Below are 20,669 nucleotides of genomic sequence, written 5' to 3'. Positions count from 1 at the left end.
CCGCCCGCAGCCTATTCCGCGAAGAGCGCGGCCAGCGCCGCCTCGCGCCGGGCCAGCGGGCTGTCCTTCAGCACGGCAAGGATCAGGCGGCGTTGCAGCATGTCCGGGGCCGGCAATGTCTGGATGTCGTCGGTCAGATAGCGCGTCACGTCGGGTACGGGCATGAGGGTGAAACCAAGCCCCGCCGCCACGCATTCCATGATCGCCTCCAGATTGTCGAGGACGATCGTGCGTGCCTCTGCCGGGCGGGCGTAGTCGGACATGGCCCGGGCGATCAGTTTGCCGATCCCCGTCTCCGGCATGAAGTGAAAGAAAGTCTGACGGGACAGAAGGCCGTCCAACCCGCCCTCCATCAATGCCCTGTGGGCGGCGAAGACGAACGGCTCCTCGCGCAGCAGACGGGCGGACAATTGCGCCGGAAGGCCGTCTGCATCAGTGACGACTGCCCCGTCGATCTGTCCGTTGAGGACCTTGCTTTGCAGGGTCGCGGAAAGGCCGGTTTCAACCTCGAACCGCGCAAGCGGGGCCTGGGCCTGCGCTTGTTGCAAGAACCCCGGCAGCAGGCGGACCGCCGCGGTGGTGATGAAGCCAAGTTTGAAGCGCCCCACGAGATCATCGGTCGGGCGGCACATCTCCACCAGCCGATCCTCCCGCCGGAGGAGGGGGATCGCCTCCTCCACGATGGCGTGGGCCACGGGAGTCATCCTGGGCGGGCGCGTCGTGCGGTCGAACAGGGCAACGCCAAGCTCGGCCTCCAGCGCCTTCATCTGCATCGAAAGGGCCGAAAGGGTCATGCCAAGCTGATCGGCCGCCTGCACGAAGGACGGAACGCGCGAGAGTTTCACCAGTGTCCTGAGGGCGCGGGTTTGCATAAATCCTGTATTCCTGAACTTAAGATCAAATCTTATTCGATGGAAATGAATTACAGGATGCGTAATGTCTTGTCATCACACGTCTGTGAGCGTCCCTGCCAAGAAGGATCCGCCCCATGTCCCACCCCCTTGTCTCCACCGCCCGCGATCTTGCCCCCGGTTTTGCCGAGCGTGCAGCACACTGGGATCGCACGCGCAGCTATTGCTGGGCCAACGTGAAGGAGCTGAGCGAGGCGGGCATCATGGGCATGTCCATCCCCAAGGCGCTGGGCGGGCAGGGGGCCAGCTTCCTCGACGTCGCCATGGTGGTGGAGGAGATCGCGAAGGCGTGCACCCTGACCGCGCGCGTGGTGGTGGAGGCGAATATGGGCGGCATCAGCGCGGTGATGGCCTATGGCACCGACGCCCAGAAAGCCTATTGCGCACCCATCGTTCTGGCCGGGGACAAGCCCGCGATCTGCATCACCGAACCCGACGCCGGAAGTGCCGCGACGGATATGCGCACGACCGCGCGCAAGCACGGCGACACCTATATCCTGAACGGACGCAAGCACTGGATCACGGGCGGCGGGGTTTCCAAACTTCACCTCATCTTCGCGCGGGTCCTGGATGAGGCGGGGCACGAAGAAGGCATCGGCGGCTTCATCGTCCATGCCGATCCCGAGAACCTGCCCGACGGATTCCACATCGACGGGCGCGAACACACGATGGGCCTGTGCGGTATGCCCGAGGCGGAGTTGCGCTTCGACGATCTGGAAGTCCACGAGCGGTGGTTGCTGACCCCGCCTTCCGGGCTGAAACGCGGCTTCGCGGACCTGATGAACGCCTACAACTCGCAGCGCGTGGGCGCAGGCACCATTGCCCTGGGCGTTGCCGCCGGGGCTTTCGACCATGCCAGACGCTACCTGCTGGAACGGGAGCAATTCGGTCGCCCGCTTGCAGAATTCCAGGGCCTGCAATGGATGCTGGCCGATATGGATGTGCAGATCCACGCCGCCCGTCTGTTGCTGCACGATGCGGCGCGGTCCGGCGGGCGGTTCCCCGACATGACCATGGCGGCGCGCGCCAAGCTGTTCGCGTCGGAGATGGGGATCAAGGTCGTCAATGATGCGCTGCAGATGTTCGGCGCGCGGGGGTACGGCGACCGGGAACCATTGGAGCGGATGTACCGCGATGTGCGGATGTTCACGATCGGCGGCGGCACCGCTCAGATCCTGCGCACCCAGGTTGCCGGATCGGTGCTCGGCATCAAGACGCCGCAGACGCGGGATGGCTATGCGCCCAAGCACCCGGAAGAGCTTCGGATCGCGGCGGAATAGGCCGCGCCCGCGCCGTGCCTCGGGCCGTGCCGCCGCCTAGCGCATCACGGCCGCGAACCCGTCGGCGACCGCGTCGAGGTTGTCCTCGGACAGGCCGGCCACGTTGATCCGCCCGTCCCCGGCGATGTAGATGCCGTGATCGTCGCGCAGGGTCGCGACGGCCTCCGGCCCGAACCCGGTATAGGAGAACATGCCGGTCTGATCCGTCACGAAGGACAGGTCTTTCGTGACCTGACGCTCCTCCAACATCGTCCGCAGGGTCTGGCGAACCGAAGCGATGCGCTTGCGCATCTCGTCCAGTTCCTCCGACCAATCGGCGGTCAGGGCCGGATCGTCCAGGACGGCGGCCACAATCCGCGCGCCGTGGCTGGGCGGCATGGAATAGTTGGAGCGGATCACCGTTTCCGCCGCGCCCTGGATCGCGCCGATATCCTCCGCCGCGCGGGCCATGATGGTCAGCGCCCCGGTGCGTTCGCGGTAGACGGCGAAGTTCTTGGAAAAAGAGCTGGCGATCAGCATCTCCGGCACGTGGGCCGCCATGTGGCGCAGGCCCGCCACATCTTCCTCCATCCCCTTGCCAAGCCCCTGATAAGCGCAGTCCACAAAGGGAAGCAGGCCGCGCGCGACCAAGAAATCCGTGACCGTCTTCCATTGGTCGAACGACAGGTCGACGCCGGTAGGGTTGTGGCAGCAGGCGTGCAGCAAGATCGCGTCACCTTCCGCGGATTGCGCGTCCAGATGCGCCATCATGCCGTCGAAATCGAGACCCCGGTCGGAGGGGCGGAAATAGGGGTAGGCATCCGTGCGCAGGCCCGCATCGGTTGCAACCGGCACATGGTTGGCCCAGGTCGGCGTGCTGACCCAGAGCTTCATGTCCGCGTTCAGCGATTTCAGAAGGTCGCAGCCGACGCGCAACGCGCCCGATCCGCCGACGGTCTGAAGGCTGGTCACGCGACCCTCCGCGATCTGCGGGGCATCGTTCCCCAGCAGCAGGCGCGCGGCATGGGCGCGGTAATCCGCATCCCCCGCCATCCCGACATAGGTCTTGGTGTCTTCGGCTTCGATCAACAGACGCTCCGCCGCCTTGACGGCGCGCATCACCGGCACGCGGCCCTGCGCATCCTTGTAGACACCGACCACAAGGTCGACCTTCCCGGGGCGCGGATCGGCCCGGAAGGCCTGCATCAGGGCGAGGATCTGATCGACGCCTCGGCTTTCGACGGATTCAAACATGTCTCGATCTCCCCTTCTCATCGGACCTGCGCGCAACGCGGCGGTGAATTATGCGGCTGCGGGCCATTACACCCACCGGGCCGAAAACTACAACGCCCGTGATGCGACAGCGGCGCGGCCTGGGGCGGGCACGGGGCCGAAGGTTGTGAAAGGTAGTTGCATTGAGTAACCATTTCACAAGCGCGCCGACGCGGGCAGGGGCGGACTCGGTGCGGGAACCGGGCCGGTCCGCACCCGACATCGACGCCACAGCCCATGGGGAGCGGCCCGGATGACACTACGCTTTTTCTCCGACAAGGATCGCCCCGTCCATATGGGCCGATATCCATCGGAATTGCTGGCGCGCCGGGCGGACTTGTCGGACCTGTCGAAGGTGCCCGCCCATGGCCAGGTGTCGTTCGACCGGCCAGACGCTCCGCATTCCATCGTCAACGCGATGCGCGAACACCAGGCGATGCTCGACGCGATCCGGGACGGGCTGATCAACGGATCCGTGGCTGAATGCCCACCAGACCCCGTAGAACGGGCCAACCACCTCAAGGCGTTTGCCTATTTCGCGGATGCCGCGCTGGCGGGGGCCTGCCGCCTGCCGGATGAGGCGATGCTGGAGACGCCGTTCAAGAACCCTGACGTGGATCGACTGGCGGAGGATCTGAAGACCCGCCAGACCAAGACGCTCGCCGCCGGTATCGACATGGTGATGGCCGATTTGCGGGAATCGATGATGGCCCCGCCCTCGGGGATCGACGGCCACACCCACGCGATGGTCTTCTTGTATGAGAACCCCCGCGATCCCGAACCGGGGGAGGTCGGGGCCGACTGGATCCAGGACGCGCAGGCCCACCGCGCCGGACTGCTTGCGGCGGAAACGGCGGCGGTCTTGTCGAACTACCTGCGCATCCTCGGCTTCGACGCGCGCGGGCATACTGTCTCCAGCTCGGACGTGGACCTCAACAAGCTGGCGGTGGCCGCGGGCCTTGCCACGGTGGAGGACGGGGTGCTGACCCATCCCTATATCGGCACGCGGTTCGGCCTGTCGGCGGTGACGACCACGTTCGAGATTGCCGTCGACCTGCCCCTTGTGCCGCTGGACCAGCAACCGAAATCCGCCTTCGGGCTGGCGTGGAAAATGGGGCGCGGGTTCGCCAAGAATGCCACCAATGCCGTGCCCTACCGCGACCGTCGCTTCGTCGACGGCGCGCATCCGTTCGAGACGCTGACCCGCGTAGACACGCCCACCACCTATATCGACGAGCCGAATGTCGCCCGGGTGCCCAAGCGCACCGACATGTTCGCGCGATCCACCTTCGGCGACCTGGGCAAGAACCTGCAAGACGGGGCCAAGGGTGGCCTTTACGTGCGCAAGGCCGCCCCGTCCGCCGCGCAACGCCGCGCGCTGGGGGCGTTCGTGCTGTTGCAAGACGGCGCTTCGGCCCCCGACAAGGTGCGGCTCGACCCGGCAGAGGCGGCGGCGCTCATCAAGGCGACGAGCTATTTCATCGGGGTGGATGCCGTGGGCATTTCGCGCTGCCCGGATTGGGCGTGGTACAGCCACGACGCGCGGGGCGAGGTGTTGGAGCCGCCCCACGACCAGGCCATCAGCATGATCATCGACCAGGGCTACGAGACGATGGAGGGGTCATCGGGCGATGACTGGATCGCGGTCGCCCAATCCATGCGCGCCTATCTGCGTTTCTCGCTGCTGGGCGGTGTCATCGCCCGGCAGATCCGCAACCTCGGCTACAAGGCCAAGGCGCATTCCGTGATGGATGGGGAGGTTCTGCAACCTCCGCTCCTGCTGCTGTCGGGCCTGGGCGAGGTCAGCAGGATCGGCGAGGTCATCCTCAACCCGTTCCTTGGCCCGCGCCTGAAATCCGGCGTCGTCACGACCGATCTGCCGATGGAACACGACAAGCCGATTGATTTCGGTCTCCAGACCTTTTGCGAAAGCTGCAACAAATGCGCGCGCGAATGCCCGTCGGGCGCGATCACCGCCGGACCGAAGCTGATGTTCAACGGCTACGAGATCTGGAAAAGCGACAGCCAGAAATGCACCACGTATCGCGTCACCACGCCGGGCGGTGCGATGTGTGGGCGCTGCATGAAAACCTGCCCCTGGAACCTTGAGGGGCTGTTCAAGGAAAAGCCGTTCCGATGGGCGGCGATGAACATGCCTGGTGCCGCTCCGATCCTCGCCAAGCTGGATGATTACGTGGAAAACGGCGCCCTGAACCCGGTGAAGAAGTGGTGGTGGGATCTGGAGCTTGAGGAGGACGGCGCGTATCGCCCGACGGACAAGCCGGTCAACACCCGCTCGCTCCAGACCGATCTGGTTCTGAAATACGAGGATCAGACGCTCGCCGTCTATCCCGCCAACCTTGCGCCGCACCCCTATCCCTATCCGTTCCCCATGGACCGGGAAGCGGGGATCGAGGCCTACCAGGCGATGATAACCGCCGAGGAATACCAGCGCCGCGCCGAGGATGGGACGCTGGAGCCGTATTTGCACCGTTACACCAATGACGGCGACAGCCCGGTCCTGCAAATGGTCATCTCCAAGGTGGAGGAGATGGCGGACGGCGTGGTGAAATACGAATTCCAGGCCCCCGATGGCAGCGCCTTGCCGGAATGGAACGCGGGCGCACATCTCGACATTGTCGTGGCCCCGGAATTCCTGCGGCAATACTCGATGTCCGGCAATCCGGCCGACCGCCACACCTACCAGATCGCCGTCCTGCGGGAGGATGCGGGGCGCGGCGGGTCCAAGCTGCTGCATCGGATCTTCAGCGAGGGGCGGCGGATCTTCGTCTCCAAACCCATCAATCACTTCCCCCTCGACCCCGGTGCGACGCATTCGCTGCTGATGGGCGGCGGTATCGGCGTGACCCCGATGCTGGCGATGGCCCATGAATTGCACGCCCAAGGGCGCAGCTTCGATCTGCATTATTCCGGACGGACACGCGCCGCGATGGGGTTTCTGGACGACATCGCGACGTTTCCCTGGGCCGACAGGGTGCAGCTGCATGTCACCGATGAGGATACGCGCGTCGACCTCGGCGCCGTCCTGTCGCGGTATCAGCCGGGCTGGCACGTCTATACCTGCGGTGCGGACCGGTACATGGGCGCGGTGATGGAGCAGGCGGAGGCCAGCGGCTTTCCCGAACAAGCCCGGCACCTGGAGTATTTCTCTGTCCCCGAGCAGCCGGATTACGAGAATTTCGAGTTTACCATCCGGCTTGCGAAATCCGGGGTCGAATTCGCGGTCCCCGCCGACAAGACGGCGGCGGACGTGCTGATCGAGAATGGTTTCCCGATCGACCTGAAATGTTCCGACGGGATTTGCGGCGTGTGCAAATGCGGGATCGTATCCGGCGACGTGGAGCACCGCGATTTCGTCCTGTCGAAGGCGCAGCGGGAAGATGCGATCATCCTGTGCCAGTCCCGCGCGGCGGAAGCCGGGGGCGTGATCGAGCTGGACCTCTGATCGGGCTCGCCTGTGCCTGGCGACCAGTGACGGGCATGGGGCGGTTTCAAACGGGAACGCCCGGCACTTGGCCGGGCGAAACCTTGCGTGAATTGTTGGCCCGCACGGCCAAAGCCGAAGGGCGGGCGCGTGGCGGGATCACTGCCAGACGAAGCTGACCGTACCGCCCGCGAATGCGTCAAGGTTCATGACCATCGCGCGGTTGGCCTGTGCCGGCTCCAACCCGTCGACCATCCCGAAGGCCACGCGGCTACTGGAATCGAAGTTGGCGCAGCTCTGGCTGCCGGGTTGCGCGATCAGCGGGTTTATGCCCGCAACCGTGTGGGTGAAGGCGCGCTGGACGGAGCCGAAGTTCACCACGCAGACCCGCGTGATCGCCGGGTTCCCGCTGGTGGCGTCATTGAAAAACTGGTCCATCTGGCTTTCGCCACGGGTGGAGGTCACGCTCAGGGACTGGATGAAGCCGGGCTCGAAGGTCTGCGCCGTGGCTACGGTGGCGGCAAGGCCGGAAGCGGCAACGATGGCGGCCGCGGTGGCAAGGCGAATTGTCTTGGTCAGGGAAGGGGTCATTGAAGTATTCCTTTGGGTTAAAGCGTCGGGTTCGGTCGGGGCCACATCGTGCGACCGCTGAGCCAGACCTACCCGTCGCCGCCCGTCGGAAATATGGGGGGGACTCCCCATATGGGGCTGCCCCCGGCTATCCTAGCTTCCATGCATCAAATCCCGGAGATGCGCGATGCCGCTACATCAGACCATGCTGCTCGATCAGGCCATCCTGCAGCGCCTTGGCCATCAACTCCGCCAGGGTGCGGACTTCCAGCTTGGCCATCATGCTGGCGCGGTGCTTTTCCGCGGTCTTGGGGCTGATCCCCATCAGGCGCGCGACCTCCGCATTGGTCTTGCCCGCCAGAACCATGTTGAGCGTCTGCCGCTCCCGCGCCGTCAGGCTGGCCGGTTCCGGCGCGCCGCGCACCAGGTCGAGGATCGCGGGCTCCACCTGTCGCCCGCCGCGCAGGATCAGCGGCAAGGCGGCCAGCATTCCGCCCGCATCCGACCCTTTCGCGAAAAGCCCATGCACCCCCGCCTCGATCAGATGCGCCAGAAGACCGGGGGAGGTGACGGCGCTGTAGACGACGACCTTCGTGTCCGGGCTCCAACGCTGGACATCCGCCACGATCTCCGCGCCCGAGGCGATGGGCATCGACACGTCGAGGATCAGCAGATCGGGGCGATGGGTCTTGACCGCCTGGATGGTCTGCAACCCGTCTTCGGCCTCCGCCACGATATCGACCGGCGTGTCATGCATCGCGTCGTCATGGGTCAGCGCCGTTCTCAGGCCCATCCGGACAATCTTGTGATCGTCGGCAAGCATTCCGGTGTAGCGTCTTGTCATCCTCAGCTCCGACGGCCTGACATCGACCAAGCTTTCGGGAAAACCTATCCGATGCACCGCCCATGACAAAGCCGTTAATCCCCATCGTGACCCGGGCGGGCTTGGCCCTTGGGCTATCGGCCTCCTTCAGCGGGGCGGTGACGTTCGATGTGCCCGCCCAACCGCTGGGGGACGTGGCGGCGGGCGCGGTGGCGGCGGCGGCGTTCTACCTGTGCACCTTTTCGGTCCTCGCGGTCCTCATGGCGATCGCCCTGTCGCTGCGGCATGGGACCTGGGCGCTCTACACGCTTCTGGTGCTTCTGGGGCTGATCTATGTCGGCCTGTTCGAGCAGAACATCACCGGGATCGTCTGGTCCGGGATCGACATCGGGCCCCACAGCCTGATCGCCTGTGGCTACGCGATGCTGTCGATCAATTACCTCGTGGCGTCCAACACCCTTCCCGCCGACCACCGCTGGGGCTGGCTGAAACGGCCATTCGCCGTCGCCGCCATCGGGATCTGGGGCATCTGGGCCATCGGGCGGACGGGATCGCTCGAATTCGCCCACCTGTTGTTCAGCGTCACCGGCTGCACCGTGGCAATTGCGCATTTCTTCCCGGTATCGACCTTCACAAAGCTGCGTGGCGGATATGACCGTATCATCCGCAACCTGATCTGGGTGCTCCTGACCGGGGTTCTGATCGGTGGCACCGTCGTGGTGGCCGGCGCGTTCGACGGCCAGGATCTGACGGTTGCAATCAACCGGTTCCTGATCGCGGCCATCACCATCGGCTTCGGCGCGCTGTTCATCCGTAACATCTTCGTGCTGCAATCGGACCGGGAAATCGCGGTGCAGGAGGCGCTGGACCGCGCCATCGAACAGGCCCGCATCAGTCAGGAGCTTCTGGAAGCGCAAGACAACCACAAGGCCGCCGTCGACCTGGCCCGCGCGCGCACCTTGCGCCTTGCAACCGCCTCCCACGACATCCGGCAACCGCTATCCTCCCTGCGCACGTCCTTTTCGGTGCTCGCCCGCGACATGCCCGCCGACACCCGCGATCATCTGCGGGATTCGCTCGATTACCTCGATGAACTGGCCTCCAGCTACATGAGCGAGGCCACGGACGAGGCCGCCGATCCCATAGCCCTGGCCGAGCGGGAGCGGCTGGATACCGAGGCCGACCACAACGTGCGGGCCGAACAGATCGGGCAGACCTTGCAGCGCATGTTCGAAGACGACGCCGCGAAGCGGAACCTCGTGCTCGACCTCGACGTGGCCCCGGCGGGCCTGCACACGCAACCGCTGGCCCTGATGCGGGTGCTGTGCAACGTCGTCTCCAACGCCATCGCCCATGGCGCGCCCGGAACGCTTTCCGTCAGCGGGGCGGCGGCGGCGGATGGCTACACCTTCCGCATCCGCAATCCCGGCGCGGGCGTTCTGGATTTCGATCCGTGGTCCAAGGGCGACGGGTCGGACGGCACCGGCCTTGGCCTAGCCATCGTCCGGGAACAGGCCGCCCGCGCGGGCGTGGAGGTTTCGGCGCCGGATTGCGCGGACGATGAAACCTGCGTCGTGATCCGCGTGCCCACCGCAAAGGCCGGAGACGCGCCATGAGATGCCTTGCGATCTTCCTGTCGCTTCTTTTTGCGCCAGCCGCCGCCCTTGGCCAGTCGCAGGCACCGCCCCATGACCTGAACGGGGTCTGGCAAACGGGCGCGCGCGGGGGATCGTGGGGCTATGTCCGCTTCGCCCCGTGCGGCCCGGCCTTTTGCGGCACCTTGATCGGTGGCGGCGGTGCGAATGTGCAATCGCAGTATTTCGGCACCGTTCTTGTCACCGGGATGCAATGGACCGGCGGGGAATTCGCGGGAGGTGAGCTGCTGGACGTGGAAAACGGCCGCGTCTACCTGTCCCGGATGCGGTTTCGTGGACCCGACGAATTGCGCGTTTCCGGCTGCGTTCTGGGGGGCCTCGTCTGCGGGGGGCAGACCTGGCGGCGCGTGGAATAGGGCGACTGGCCGACCGCGACGGGCTTTGCTGATCCTCAGGTCTTGTCCGAGCCCTGCACCGCGTCGTCGCGCCGTGGCTGATCGGCGTCAAGCTCCGCCTGATCGGCGGCAAGCGCCGCGGTTTCGGGCGTGCTGGCGCGCGCAAGCGGCGCGGCCTGGAACGCGATCTTGTCGTCATTCGCCACGGCTGGTGCGAACCGGATCCGGGCCAGCGCGAACACGATCAAAAGGATATGGGCCGCGCCGGTGACGGCAAAGAGGCTCGATGGGTCATAGGCCGTCATCGCGAAGCCTGCCATGGTCGGCCCCGCGATGGACCCGATGCCATAGACCAGCAGCAATCCACCGCTGACCTGGATGAACGATCCGGGCTCCGCATGGTCGTTGGCGTGGGCCACGATCACCGGGTACATGGAAAAGACCGTGGCCCCGAACAACGCCGCAAGCGCCATGACGATGATTGGCTGGGTCGCGCCCGCGAACAGGAACAGCGCGTCGGCGATCAGGGCGAAGATGCCGATACAGACCAGCACGATCCGGCGGTCATACCGGTCCGACGCCATGCCGACCGGGATTTGCAACAGCGCACCGGCGAGAATCGGGATGCTGGCGAACAGCGCGATACTGCCATGGGTCAGCCCGATACGGGCGGCGTAGACGGCGGCCAGCGTGCCGAAGGACGCGTTGGAGATACCCACCATCAGCACCGCCACGAGGGCGATGGGCGAATTGCGCCAGAGCCCGGGCAGGTTCAGCGACACCTTGGTCAGCGGGCGCGGCGTCTGTGTGGCGCTGACCGCCGTGGGCAGAAGGGCGAGGCAATAGACCATCGCGGCCAGCACGAAGAAGAAATAGCCGCTCGCGTCGCCCATGGTCAGAATCATCTGCCCGGCGGTGGACGCCGCAAGGTTCACCATCGTGTAGATGCCGAAGATCCGCCCGCGCGACGATGCATCGGCCCGCTCGTTCAGCCAGCTTTCCACGATCATGGCCGCCCCTGCGAAACAGAACCCCGACAGGGCGCGCACCGGAATCCAGATCCAGGGCGTGATGAGCAGAAGCGACAGAAGCACCGCGATTGACGCGATGGCGCACATCGCGCCGAACGCCCGGATATGGCCGACCCGCGCCACCAGCGCCGGGGTCCGCAGGCAACCCGCCACGTATCCGATGGCCCATCCCGTCCCCAAAAGACCAAGGGATGCGGCGGTAAAACCCTCCGCCTCGCCGCGGATCGGCAGGATCAGGCCATTCACCCCGCCCGCGAACAGCAAGAAGGCGGAGCCCATCAGAAGGGCGGTCAGGGGCAGAAGGCTTCTTACCATCGGGACCGGCCCTTGGGGGATGGAAGTGTCCAGCAATAGGCAGGTGTCGCGCTCATTCGGCCATCCTATGGGGAAAGCGGCCACAATTACAAAGACTTCAAGGCGTCCGCCATGGTGGCGTCAAGCGCCAAGCCCGGGACCGTCACCGCGATTTCGCACCGCGCCGTCGCGTCGCCCCTGTCATTGCCTGCACCACACATGCGTTCGGCCATTGGCAAATCCTCCGCGCTCCTGCATCAGGGCGGGGCAGTCCCGCATGGTTTCCCGCCGGGAAGGAACGCTCCGATGGACAGCTACACCCGATACGCGATCTTCGTGGTGCCCGACGGCGCGCTGTTCGACGTGGCCTCCCGCTGGCTGGGGTGGGATTGCGTGGCGGGCACGGCCCTCGACCCTCCGGTGGTGGAGGATCTGCCGGTGCCCGCCGAACGTCTGACCAAGGTGCCCCGGCGCTACGGCTTCCACGGCACGATCAAGGCGCCCTTCGCGCTGGCCCCCGGCACCGATGCGGCGCAGCTTGCGACGGCGTTGTCCACCTTCTGCGCGGGGCGTGCGCCGGTTGTCCTTCCCGGTCTCAAGGTGCGCCGCCTCGGGCGGTTCGTGGCGCTTACCCCCGCCGCGCCGACCCGTGCGCTGCACGACCTTGCCGCCGATACCGTGCGCGCGTTTGATCGGTTCCGCGCGCCCCCCTCCGCGGCGGAGCTTGCCCGCCGCCGCGCGCGGGGCCTGACCGCGTTGCAAGACGCGATGCTGGAGCAATGGGGCTATCCCCATGTGATGGAGGCGTTTCGGTTCCACATGACCCTGACCGGCCCGACCGACCGCGCCGATGACGTCCACGATGCCCTCGCGCGCCACTTCGCCCCGGACCTGCCCGCGCGGTTCACCGTCGATCACCTCGCCCTGATGGGAGAGCGCGCCGACGGCACCTTCCACCTCATCCGCCGGTTTGAATTGGCGGGGTAGGGGGGCACTCGATCCCGTGCACGGCAGCCCACCTTCACCCGCTAGGCTGGACTACCCCCGGCGCATCGCTACCATGCCCGCATGACGCCCTTTTCCGTCGACCCGACCCGGTTTCTGCGCGATCTCCACACGCTTCGGGGGTTCGGCAAGGATGGCAACGGCGTGCGTCGCCGTGCCTTCACCGACGCCGACATGGCCGCGCGCGACTGGCTTGCGGGACAATTCGCCGATGCCGGCCTGACGCCGTGCTTCGATCCGGTCGGCAATCTCTTTGGTCTGGCGCCGGGCCGCTCTCTCCTGATCGGGTCGCATTCCGACACGCAGCCCGAGGGGGGATGGCTCGACGGCGCGCTGGGGGTGATCGCGGCACTCGAAATCGCGCGCGCCCATGGGGAGGCGGGCGGAAACGCCATCTCGGTGGTCAGTTTCCAGGATGAGGAGGGGCGCTTCGGCGCGCTGACCGGCAGTTCCGTTTGGGCCGGCAAGCTGAGCTTGGCCCAGGCCGACATCTTGCGCGCGACCGACGGCACCGGATTTGCCGAGGCGCGCGAATGCCTTGCCGGGCGCCAGGGCGATTTCGTCGACCCCGCGCGCTTCAACGGCTTTCTCGAGATGCATATCGAACAGGGCCCCGCGCTTGACGCATCGACGGACCGGATCGGGGTCGTGACCGGGATCGTCGGATTGCGGCAGGTCCAGATCATCGTGCAGGGCCAGCAAAACCACGCCGGAACAACGCCGATGGCGCTGCGCCGGGATGCCTTCACCGCCGTCACCCGGATCGCGACGAGGGTGGAGGACCGGATGGCCAATGTCGTCACGCCGAACTCGGTCTGGACCGTCGGACATCTGCGGCTGGAGCCCAACGCATCGTCCATCGTGCCGGGGCGCGCCACCTTCACCTTGCAATGGCGTGACGCGGACGACGACCGGCTTGCCCGCATGGAACAGGTGATCCACGACGTGATCGCGCAGGTGCAGGAGGAGACGGGCTGCACGATCGCGGTGGAGCGTCTGCGCCAGGATCTCAAGCCCGTGCCGATGGATCAGACCATGCAGGCGGCCTTGACCCGTGCCGCTGAAGCGGTCGCGCCGGATCAATGGCGCTCCATGCCCTCCGGCGCGCTTCACGATGCCTCCAACGTTGCGGCACTTATGCCGGTCGGGATGTTGTTCGTCCCCTCGATCAACGGAATATCCCACGCATTCGAAGAAGACACGGCGGAGGATGATCTGGTCGTCGGCCTTCAAGTCCTCGCCGATGCCGCCGCCCATCTTGCCCCAGGTCGCTAGGAAGGATCGACGTGCAACCCCACTCCCTCCCCTTGCGCCGCAAACATGCCGAACCGCGTTGCCATACTCCGCCCGGTCCCGGGGGAGGCACCCGATGAAACCCACCCACGATGTCGCCGTGATAGGGGGCGGGCCGGTCGGCACGGGGCTCGCCATCGACCTGGCGCAACGCGGAATGTGCGTGGCCCTGGTGGAGCGGTATCTTGAACCGCAAAAGGTGCCGAAGGGTCAGAACATGACCCAACGCAGCCTTGAACATATCGACGCCTGGGGGTGTGAGCCGCAGATGCGCGCCGCCCGCCTGACGCCCCGGGGCGTGGCCAATGGCGGGCTTGTGACCTACGGCACGATCCTGAGCGATTACGCCTATGATTTCATGCCGCGCGAAAGCGTTCAGCCCTTCTACGGCCAGGCGGTCGACCGGATGCCGCAATACCGGACGGAGGCGGTGTTGCGCGCCCGCGCGGCAGAGCTGGACGGCATCGACACGATGTACGGCTGGGCCTTCGACGGGCTGACGCAGGACGCCGATGGCGTGACGGTCGGGATCAAGGCCCACAAAGGGGCCGCAACGGACACGATCCGCGCCCGCTACGTGGTCGGGTGCGACGGGAGCAAATCCGGCGTCCGGACGGCGGCGGAAATCACCCAGACCCTGTCGGATCACGACCGAAAGATGGTGCTTCTGGTCTTCACCTCCCCCGTTTTGCACGACATCCTCGGCGAACATTACGCGGCGCGCGCCTTCTATAACGCCATGGCCCCGGAATTGGACGGGTATTGGCGCTTCCTCGGTCGCGTCGATGGCCGGACGGAATGGTTTTTCCATGCCCCCGTGCCCCCCGACACGACGCGCGAAAACACCGATTTCGCCGCGCTGCTTCACGCCGCCGTCGGACGGCCCTTCGATCTGGATGTGACATATGTGGGCTTCTGGGACTTGCGGTTTGCACTGGCCGATACCTACCGGGCGGGCCGCGTGCTGATCGCCGGGGATGCCTGCCATTCGCACCCGCCCTATGGCGGCTACGGGATCAACACCGGGTTCGAGGATGCGCGAAACCTCGGTTGGAAACTGGCGGCGACGGTGCAAGGATGGGCGGGGCCGGATCTGCTCGACAGCTACGACGCCGAACGTCGTCCCGTCTTCGCCTCCACCGACCGCGATTTCATCCGCCGCTTCATCGAGGAAGACCGCGCGTTCCTGGCACGTCACGCGCCAAGCGATCCCGATTTTGCGCAGGTCTGGGCCGCCCGGAACGAAGGCGCGTCCGAGGTCTTTGCCTTCGCCCCGAATTACGAAGGCTCGCCCATCATCGGCGGGGAAGGCCGCCCCAGCGCCAAGGGGGATCACAGGTTCGCGGCACGCGCGGGCCATCACCTTGCGCCGCGCGCGCTGTTGGACGGGCGCTCGACGTATCAGGCGCTTGGACCGGGCTTCACCCTGTTCGATTTCGGCGCGGGATTGGCCGAGGATCTTGCCGCCGCCGCCCAAACGCGGGGAGTTCCCCTCGCGGTCGTCACGGACACCTTCGACGGCGAACGGCGCGATTACGAGGCCCGCGCCATCCTTGTCCGCCCTGACGGCTATGTCGCCTGGGCGGGCGACACGGGCGAAGCGCGCACGATCCTGTCTCGCGCAACCGGAACCTGAGCCGGAATTGACCTCTCCGCCACGTTGAGATACCTAAAATTCAGTTAACGAAAATCTGGGAAGCCAATTTTTTCAGTGGCTTAACCCTATTGCTCAACCTTGAGCATCACGCCTCAAATCCGGGTGATCTTCAGCTTCGTCTTCAGGTCCGTCCGGCAGAAGGCGTGCAGGAAGCAGGTCCGCTCGGACACGTCCAGCATGTCGCGGGCCACGTCATCGCTCTCAGTGGTGCGCAGGTGAACGTGGGTTTCCACCGGGTCCGCGCTGCCCGGTTTCCCCGTGCCGCCCGACGCTCCGCCAAGCGAGAAATGGGTGTCCTGCACGATGGAGTAATGGGACAGGTCCAGCTTCTCCATCGACGCCATCCGCCCGAACTGCGTCATGAAACAAAACGCGATGCCCGCGGAGATATAGCTGACCGCGTCGGGCGCACGCCCCCGTCCGCCCGCAGGCTCCGCCTCCTCGCTCAGGAACCGGAAGACGGAGCCGTGAGGGGAATAAAGATGCTGCTCGATTTCCTTGATCCCATCCTCGCGCAGGGTGCAGATGACGCCGGGGTTCAGCGTGCGGTCCTGCTCGTCCGTCAGCGATGTGGCGGAGCCTGCCGTGCCCTTGGCGACGTCCTTCTTGGGCGACATCCCTTCGCGCGCGATGAGCGTCAGATCACTCGCCTCCGCCACCGGCGCATCGCCCGACGGGTCGCCCACGACCGGCGCGTCCAGCGCCACGGCCTCCCCCGTTTCAATCTGCTCCCCATTCCGGGTCAGCGTGAAGAGCGACGGCAGCTTGCCCCGCATCAACCCGTTGAGCGGGGAGGCATGGACGGCGCCTGCCACAAGGTCCTGCAGGGCCGCGTCATCCAGGTCGCTTTCGCATTGCACCTCAAGCTCAACCGGAAGCGCGCCGCCGGTCATCGTGCGTTTCCGCATGGAGCCTTTCATGGTGTAGTAATTGTTCTGGATCAGCCGCAGCTTGCGCAGCGTGACTCCGCGCTGCTCCGCCAGGGCCAGGATCTCGTTCATATAACTCGCCACCATGCCGGTGCTGAGGAATGACAGCGGGCAAGGCGCGGCATCGTGGCCGTTGAGATATCCGCCTTCGTCCGAGACCAAGCGCCACACATTGCCCGACCGGGTGGAGCCGACCAGCGCCTCCTTCTGGAAACCGGCCAGTGCGTTGACCCAGCACCGCACCGCGTCCCCGTGGCGGATCGCGGGCAGGTCCAGGCCGATCTCACCCGCGTTGGCGACCTTGAAGAACGGCGCCGTGTCCGCTTGTCCGATGATGTCTTCTGCGTGTGTCATGGGTTCGGTCCTTTTGAATGGCGGGCCCGCTAGCCGAACATAGTGTTCGGCAGGGTCAGCGCGATTTGCGGGAAGGCGAGGATCAACAGGACGGCGGCCAGCATGGCGAACCAGAATGGCCAGATGCCCCGGAAAATGGTGTTGAGCGGCACGTCGCGCGCGATCCCTTTCACGACGAAGACGTTCACACCGACGGGCGGTGAGATCAGCCCCATCTCCAGAACGATCACCATCAAGACGCCGAACCAGATCATGTCGATCCCCAGCGGCTGGATGATGGGCTGGATCAGCGGCACGGTGAGGACAAGGATCGCGAAGCCTTCCATGAACATGCCCAGGATGATGAAGAGGACTAGGAAGGCGCAGACGATCTGGAACCCGGTGAAGCCCTGCAACGCTACCCATTCCGACAGGGTGATGGTGATGCCGGTGAACCCCACGAAGGATTTGAACACGAAGGCCCCGAACAGGATCAGGAAAACGGTGCCGGTGGATTTCAGGGTGCTGGTGAAGACGTCGACCATGTTGGCCCAGGTCATCGCGCCCCGGATCAGCGTGACCAGAAGGGCCAGGAACGCGCCCACGCCCGCCGCCTCCACCGCCGAGAAGACGCCGGTATAGATGCCGCCGATGGTCGCCACGATGATCCCGATGATCCAGAACGACCGGAAGAGGGCCGCGAACCGCTGCCCCAGCGCCATACGCTCCGCCGCGGCGGGCGCGCGTTCGGGCTTGCGCAGGACCGACAGCCAGATCGCGAATATGAAGAGCGTCGTCAGCATCAGGCCCGGAAGGACGCCCGCCATGAACAGCCGCCCGATGCTTTCCTCGGTCAGGATCGCGTAGACCACGAAGCCGGCCGACGGCGGAATGAGTATGCCGAGCGTGCCGCCCGCGGCGATGGCCCCTGTGGCAAGTCCGTTGTCGTATTTGTACCGCTGCATCTCCGGCAGGGCCACGCGGCCCATCGTCAGCGCCGCAGCGAGCGAGGAGCCTGACAGGGCAGAGAACCCCGCGCAGCCCACGATCGTGGCCGAGGCCAGCCCGCCCTTGAGGTGCCCCAGCCATGCATGGGCGGCGGTGTAGAGGTCCCGGCTCATCCCCGAGACGCCGGCCAGATTGCCCATGAGCACGAACAGTGGAATGATCGTGAGCGGGTAATTCGACGCCTCGTTGAAGATCTCACCGGCGAGTTTGGGGATTGCGGCGCGTTCACGGATGAACCAGATGCCGCCCGTGCCCACCAGCATCATCGCGGCCCCCACGGGCATCCGGATGAACAGCAGCACGAAGAGAACGCCGAAGCCGATGAAGCCGATGGTGGCCGGATCCATCAGGAACTGACCTCGTTCGGGTCATCCCCGCCAAGCGTGGCGATCCCGATCAACAGATGTACGGCGACCTGGGCCGCGTAGATCGCCATGGCAACGGCGAGGTACCAGTAGAAGGGCCGGTGTTCGATGGAGAGCGTCGAGGTGATGCAGGCCCGTTCCAACCCGCAGGCCTTGTCCATGAGGGCGTAGACCGACAGCCCGATGATGAACAGGGTCAGGACGCGCATGACAATGTCGGTGATCCGCGTCACCCGCCGCCCAAGGGGGGCGATCAGGTCGACGCTGACGTGGGCCTGATGGCGCGCGCCGTAGGCCACGGCGGCACCGGCCACGATGATGAGCGTCATCTGGGAGATGTCGCCGGTTCCGGAGATCGGCGCGCGGAACCAATAGCGCCAGATCACCGCGACGAGGGTAAGCCCCATCAGGCCCACGATGCTGAGCGCGCCGATGGCCGCCAGCCCCCCCGACACCCATCGCAGCGCCCGGTCCGCCGCACGCAGCGGGCCGGGAATATGGTCCGACGCATCCGGCACGGTCATTCGCCGATCATGATGTCCATGATTGCGCCCGCCGTGGTGCCGCCCATTTCCTGCGCCCGGAGCTCTTCGATCAGCGGGGCCATGGCCTCGTCCCAGCGCGCGCGTTCTTCGGGGGTGAGGTCGATGATCTCCACCCCCGCCTCCCGCGCGATCTCCAGGCCGCGCGCGGCGGCCCGGTCGTAGAAGGCGCCACCGGCCTGGGACAGGCTTTCGTCGGCGGCCTCAAGCACCCAGCCCTGCTGTTCTTCCGTCAGGTCGTCGAACACGTCCTGGTTCATCAGGAGCGCGAAGGCCGAGCCGGAGCCGGGGAAGTAGGTCGTGATGTAATTGCCGGGCTCGTGCAGGTTGAACGATCCGATGGCCGATGGCCCGATGGCGATGGCATCCACGACGCCGTTGGTCAGGTTCTGGTTGATGACGTTCACCGGCTGCGTTACGCCGGACGCGCCTAGCGCCTCGGCGAAGGCCACGTCTTGCGTGGAGGTAACGCGTACGATCATGCCCGCCAGATCCTCAAGCGTCCGGACCGGGCGGTCGCGGGTGATGAGGATGGGCGGGTTGTTGCCCCACAATCCCAGAAGGACCGCATCGTATTCCGCTGCGATCTGATCGCGCGCGCGCCACAGCGACGTGGTGCATTCGGCGGCGTTCTCGCAAATGCCGGGATAGGTGATGACGCCGGTCACCGGGAACACGTCGCCGGTATAGCCGGGAATGACGAAGGCGATGTCGGCCACACCGTCCAGCATGATGCCGTATTGCGCGGGCGGTGATCCGTTCAGGGCGCCGCCGCCGAACAATTCCACGGTCATTTCCCCGCCCGAAACCTCGGCCAGATTCTCGGCAAACGGTGTGAAGACGGCGGCATTCATCGGGTGGCCGGGACCCATCCAGTAGGCAAGGCTCAACTCCTCCGCCTGGCTGGCCACCGGGCTCAGTGTCAGCGCGGCCCCCAAGATCATCGTATTGAATTTCATCGTTAATATCCTCCCCAGGTTCATCGTCAGCAATTCGTCACGGGCCTTGGCACGGGCGCCTATCGTTGATGCGTCCCCACCTCCGCCCCAGCAGCACCGCATAGCGTGACCATGCAAGCGCGCGGGCGTGGCCACATGTGCTCTCTCCCCCGTCAGCATGCATTTTATGTATCCAAAGTGAACAATTTTCTTCATTGGCGCGCGCAAATCGCTCGACAGGCCCAGATTTTGTATCCATTTTCGGGACATGCATTCCAACGCTCAGCATGTTCAATCCGTCGTACGCCGTCAGATCGTTTCGGGCGGACGAGAGCCCGGCTCGCGGATCAACGAGGTGGCGCTTGCCGCCGAATTCGACGTCTCCCGCACGCCCGCGCGCACAGCGCTGGCCGGGTTGGAGGCGGAGGGATTGATCGAAAAGCGCGAGGGACGGGGCTATACCGTGCGCTCGATTTCCAAGGCCGATGTCTCCAACGCCATCGCCGTGCGGGCAACGCTGGAGGCGCTGGCGGCCAAGACCATGGCAGAGACCGGCATGGATGAAGAGGTGGAGGCGACGCTGCTTTCATCCATCGCAACGACGGAGGCGATTCTGGAATCCGAGACGCCGGTGAAGGAATTGCTGGACGGCTACCACGCCGCCAATGTCGTTTTCCACGAGACGATCATGCAAAAGTGCGGCAACGACCTGATCGCCCACACGTTCGAGCGGATCGCGATGCTGCCGCTGGCCAAGCTGGGATCGCTTGTGTTCGACCGCGGAAATTCGCGCCGCGAACGGATGCGCCTGACGGTCGGGCATTCCCAGCACGTCATCCTGTTCGATGCGATCAAGCAAGGCGACGGTCCACGGGCCGAGGCGATGATGCGCGAACACAGCTTTGCCACCCTGAATTATGCCGATCTGTTCTTGCGCAAAACCTATGGCAGCGCCGCCATCCGCGCCGCGCCGGGTGGGGCGTGAGCGATCCATTGGGTGGGCC

At 65.6% G+C, this 20,669-nt stretch carries 17 protein-coding genes; 8 read left to right on the top strand and 9 right to left on the bottom strand.

Annotation, left to right across the window (positions count from 1 at the left end):
- Positions 1-11 precede the first annotated feature (11 nt).
- Positions 12-872 (bottom strand): LysR family transcriptional regulator, encoded by an 861-nt coding sequence (locus tag KUW62_RS14125; RefSeq protein ID WP_224816107.1) that lies wholly within the window; start codon positions 870-872, stop codon positions 12-14.
- A gap of 116 nt (positions 873-988) precedes the next feature.
- Between KUW62_RS14125 and acdA the strand changes: the two genes are divergently transcribed.
- Positions 989-2,191: a 3-sulfinopropanoyl-CoA desulfinase gene (acdA, locus tag KUW62_RS14120; RefSeq protein ID WP_224816106.1), complete on the top strand. Its 1,203-nt coding sequence runs from the start codon at positions 989-991 to the stop codon at positions 2,189-2,191.
- Between the two features lie 36 nt (positions 2,192-2,227).
- Here acdA and KUW62_RS14115 read toward each other — a convergent pair whose 3' ends face one another.
- Positions 2,228-3,424: an amino acid aminotransferase gene (locus tag KUW62_RS14115; protein ID WP_224816105.1), complete on the bottom strand. Its 1,197-nt coding sequence runs from the start codon at positions 3,422-3,424 to the stop codon at positions 2,228-2,230.
- Between the two features lie 271 nt (positions 3,425-3,695).
- Between KUW62_RS14115 and KUW62_RS14110 the strand changes: the two genes are divergently transcribed.
- Positions 3,696-6,908 (top strand): 2Fe-2S iron-sulfur cluster-binding protein, encoded by a 3,213-nt coding sequence (locus tag KUW62_RS14110; RefSeq protein WP_224816104.1) that lies wholly within the window; start codon positions 3,696-3,698, stop codon positions 6,906-6,908.
- 138 nt (positions 6,909-7,046) lie between these two features.
- Here the strand turns inward: KUW62_RS14110 and KUW62_RS14105 are convergent, their stop codons facing one another.
- Both KUW62_RS14105 and KUW62_RS14100 read right to left on the bottom strand, forming a co-directional pair.
- The gene (locus KUW62_RS14105) at positions 7,047-7,478 is read right to left on the bottom strand and encodes a hypothetical protein (protein WP_224816103.1); all 432 of its coding nucleotides are present in this window, start codon (positions 7,476-7,478) and stop codon (positions 7,047-7,049) included.
- 172 nt (positions 7,479-7,650) lie between these two features.
- Positions 7,651-8,301, bottom strand: a complete 651-nt coding sequence (locus tag KUW62_RS14100) for a response regulator transcription factor (RefSeq protein ID WP_224816102.1) — start codon at positions 8,299-8,301, stop codon at positions 7,651-7,653.
- A 62-nt stretch (positions 8,302-8,363) separates the two neighbouring features.
- Here KUW62_RS14100 and KUW62_RS14095 point away from each other — a divergent pair, with 62 nt between their 5' ends.
- Both KUW62_RS14095 and KUW62_RS14090 read left to right on the top strand, forming a co-directional pair.
- On the top strand, positions 8,364-9,896 hold the full coding sequence (locus KUW62_RS14095) for a HAMP domain-containing sensor histidine kinase (RefSeq protein ID WP_224816101.1): 1,533 nt from the start codon (positions 8,364-8,366) through the stop codon (positions 9,894-9,896).
- A complete protein-coding gene (locus tag KUW62_RS14090) occupies positions 9,893-10,291 on the top strand; it encodes a DUF2147 domain-containing protein (protein WP_224816100.1) in 399 nt (132 codons plus the stop codon). Before KUW62_RS14095 ends, KUW62_RS14090 begins: the two co-directional genes overlap by 4 nt.
- A gap of 35 nt (positions 10,292-10,326) precedes the next feature.
- Here KUW62_RS14090 and KUW62_RS14085 read toward each other — a convergent pair whose 3' ends face one another.
- Positions 10,327-11,616 carry an MFS transporter gene (locus KUW62_RS14085; protein WP_224816099.1) on the bottom strand — a complete coding sequence of 430 codons (1,290 nt, stop codon included), beginning with the start codon at positions 11,614-11,616 and terminating at the stop codon, positions 10,327-10,329.
- 285 nt (positions 11,617-11,901) lie between these two features.
- Here KUW62_RS14085 and KUW62_RS14080 point away from each other — a divergent pair, with 285 nt between their 5' ends.
- The 3 genes from KUW62_RS14080 (at position 11,902) to KUW62_RS14070 (ending at position 15,529) form a co-directional block, all read left to right on the top strand.
- The gene (locus KUW62_RS14080) at positions 11,902-12,582 is read left to right on the top strand and encodes a DUF1045 domain-containing protein (protein WP_224816098.1); all 681 of its coding nucleotides are present in this window, start codon (positions 11,902-11,904) and stop codon (positions 12,580-12,582) included.
- Between the two features lie 81 nt (positions 12,583-12,663).
- Complete coding sequence (locus KUW62_RS14075) at positions 12,664-13,875, top strand: hydantoinase/carbamoylase family amidase (protein ID WP_224816097.1); 1,212 nt, start codon at positions 12,664-12,666, stop codon at positions 13,873-13,875.
- Between the two features lie 94 nt (positions 13,876-13,969).
- On the top strand, positions 13,970-15,529 hold the full coding sequence (locus tag KUW62_RS14070; protein ID WP_224816096.1) for an FAD-dependent oxidoreductase: 1,560 nt from the start codon (positions 13,970-13,972) through the stop codon (positions 15,527-15,529).
- Between the two features lie 113 nt (positions 15,530-15,642).
- Here KUW62_RS14070 and KUW62_RS14065 read toward each other — a convergent pair whose 3' ends face one another.
- From KUW62_RS14065 to KUW62_RS14050, 4 genes are read right to left on the bottom strand one after another with little or no spacing between them, the layout of a single operon-like run.
- The gene (locus KUW62_RS14065; protein WP_224816095.1) at positions 15,643-16,833 is read right to left on the bottom strand and encodes an OsmC family protein; all 1,191 of its coding nucleotides are present in this window, start codon (positions 16,831-16,833) and stop codon (positions 15,643-15,645) included.
- Between the two features lie 29 nt (positions 16,834-16,862).
- Entirely contained in the window at positions 16,863-18,167 is a 1,305-nt protein-coding gene (locus KUW62_RS14060; protein WP_224816094.1) for a TRAP transporter large permease, read from the bottom strand.
- Entirely contained in the window at positions 18,167-18,709 is a 543-nt protein-coding gene (locus tag KUW62_RS14055) for a TRAP transporter small permease (RefSeq protein ID WP_224816093.1), read from the bottom strand. Before KUW62_RS14055 ends, KUW62_RS14060 begins: the two co-directional genes overlap by 1 nt.
- The gene (locus KUW62_RS14050; protein ID WP_224816092.1) at positions 18,706-19,686 is read right to left on the bottom strand and encodes a TRAP transporter substrate-binding protein; all 981 of its coding nucleotides are present in this window, start codon (positions 19,684-19,686) and stop codon (positions 18,706-18,708) included. Before KUW62_RS14050 ends, KUW62_RS14055 begins: the two co-directional genes overlap by 4 nt.
- 247 nt (positions 19,687-19,933) lie before the next feature.
- Here KUW62_RS14050 and KUW62_RS14045 point away from each other — a divergent pair, with 247 nt between their 5' ends.
- Positions 19,934-20,650 carry a GntR family transcriptional regulator gene (locus KUW62_RS14045; protein ID WP_224816091.1) on the top strand — a complete coding sequence of 239 codons (717 nt, stop codon included), beginning with the start codon at positions 19,934-19,936 and terminating at the stop codon, positions 20,648-20,650.
- The last annotated feature ends 19 nt before the right edge of the window (positions 20,651-20,669 follow it).

Source organism: Hasllibacter sp. MH4015, assembly GCF_020177575.1.
Taxonomy (GTDB): domain Bacteria; phylum Pseudomonadota; class Alphaproteobacteria; order Rhodobacterales; family Rhodobacteraceae; genus Gymnodinialimonas.
Note: the sequence above shows the minus strand (reverse complement) of the source record. Positions and strands in the feature narration are given on the sequence as shown.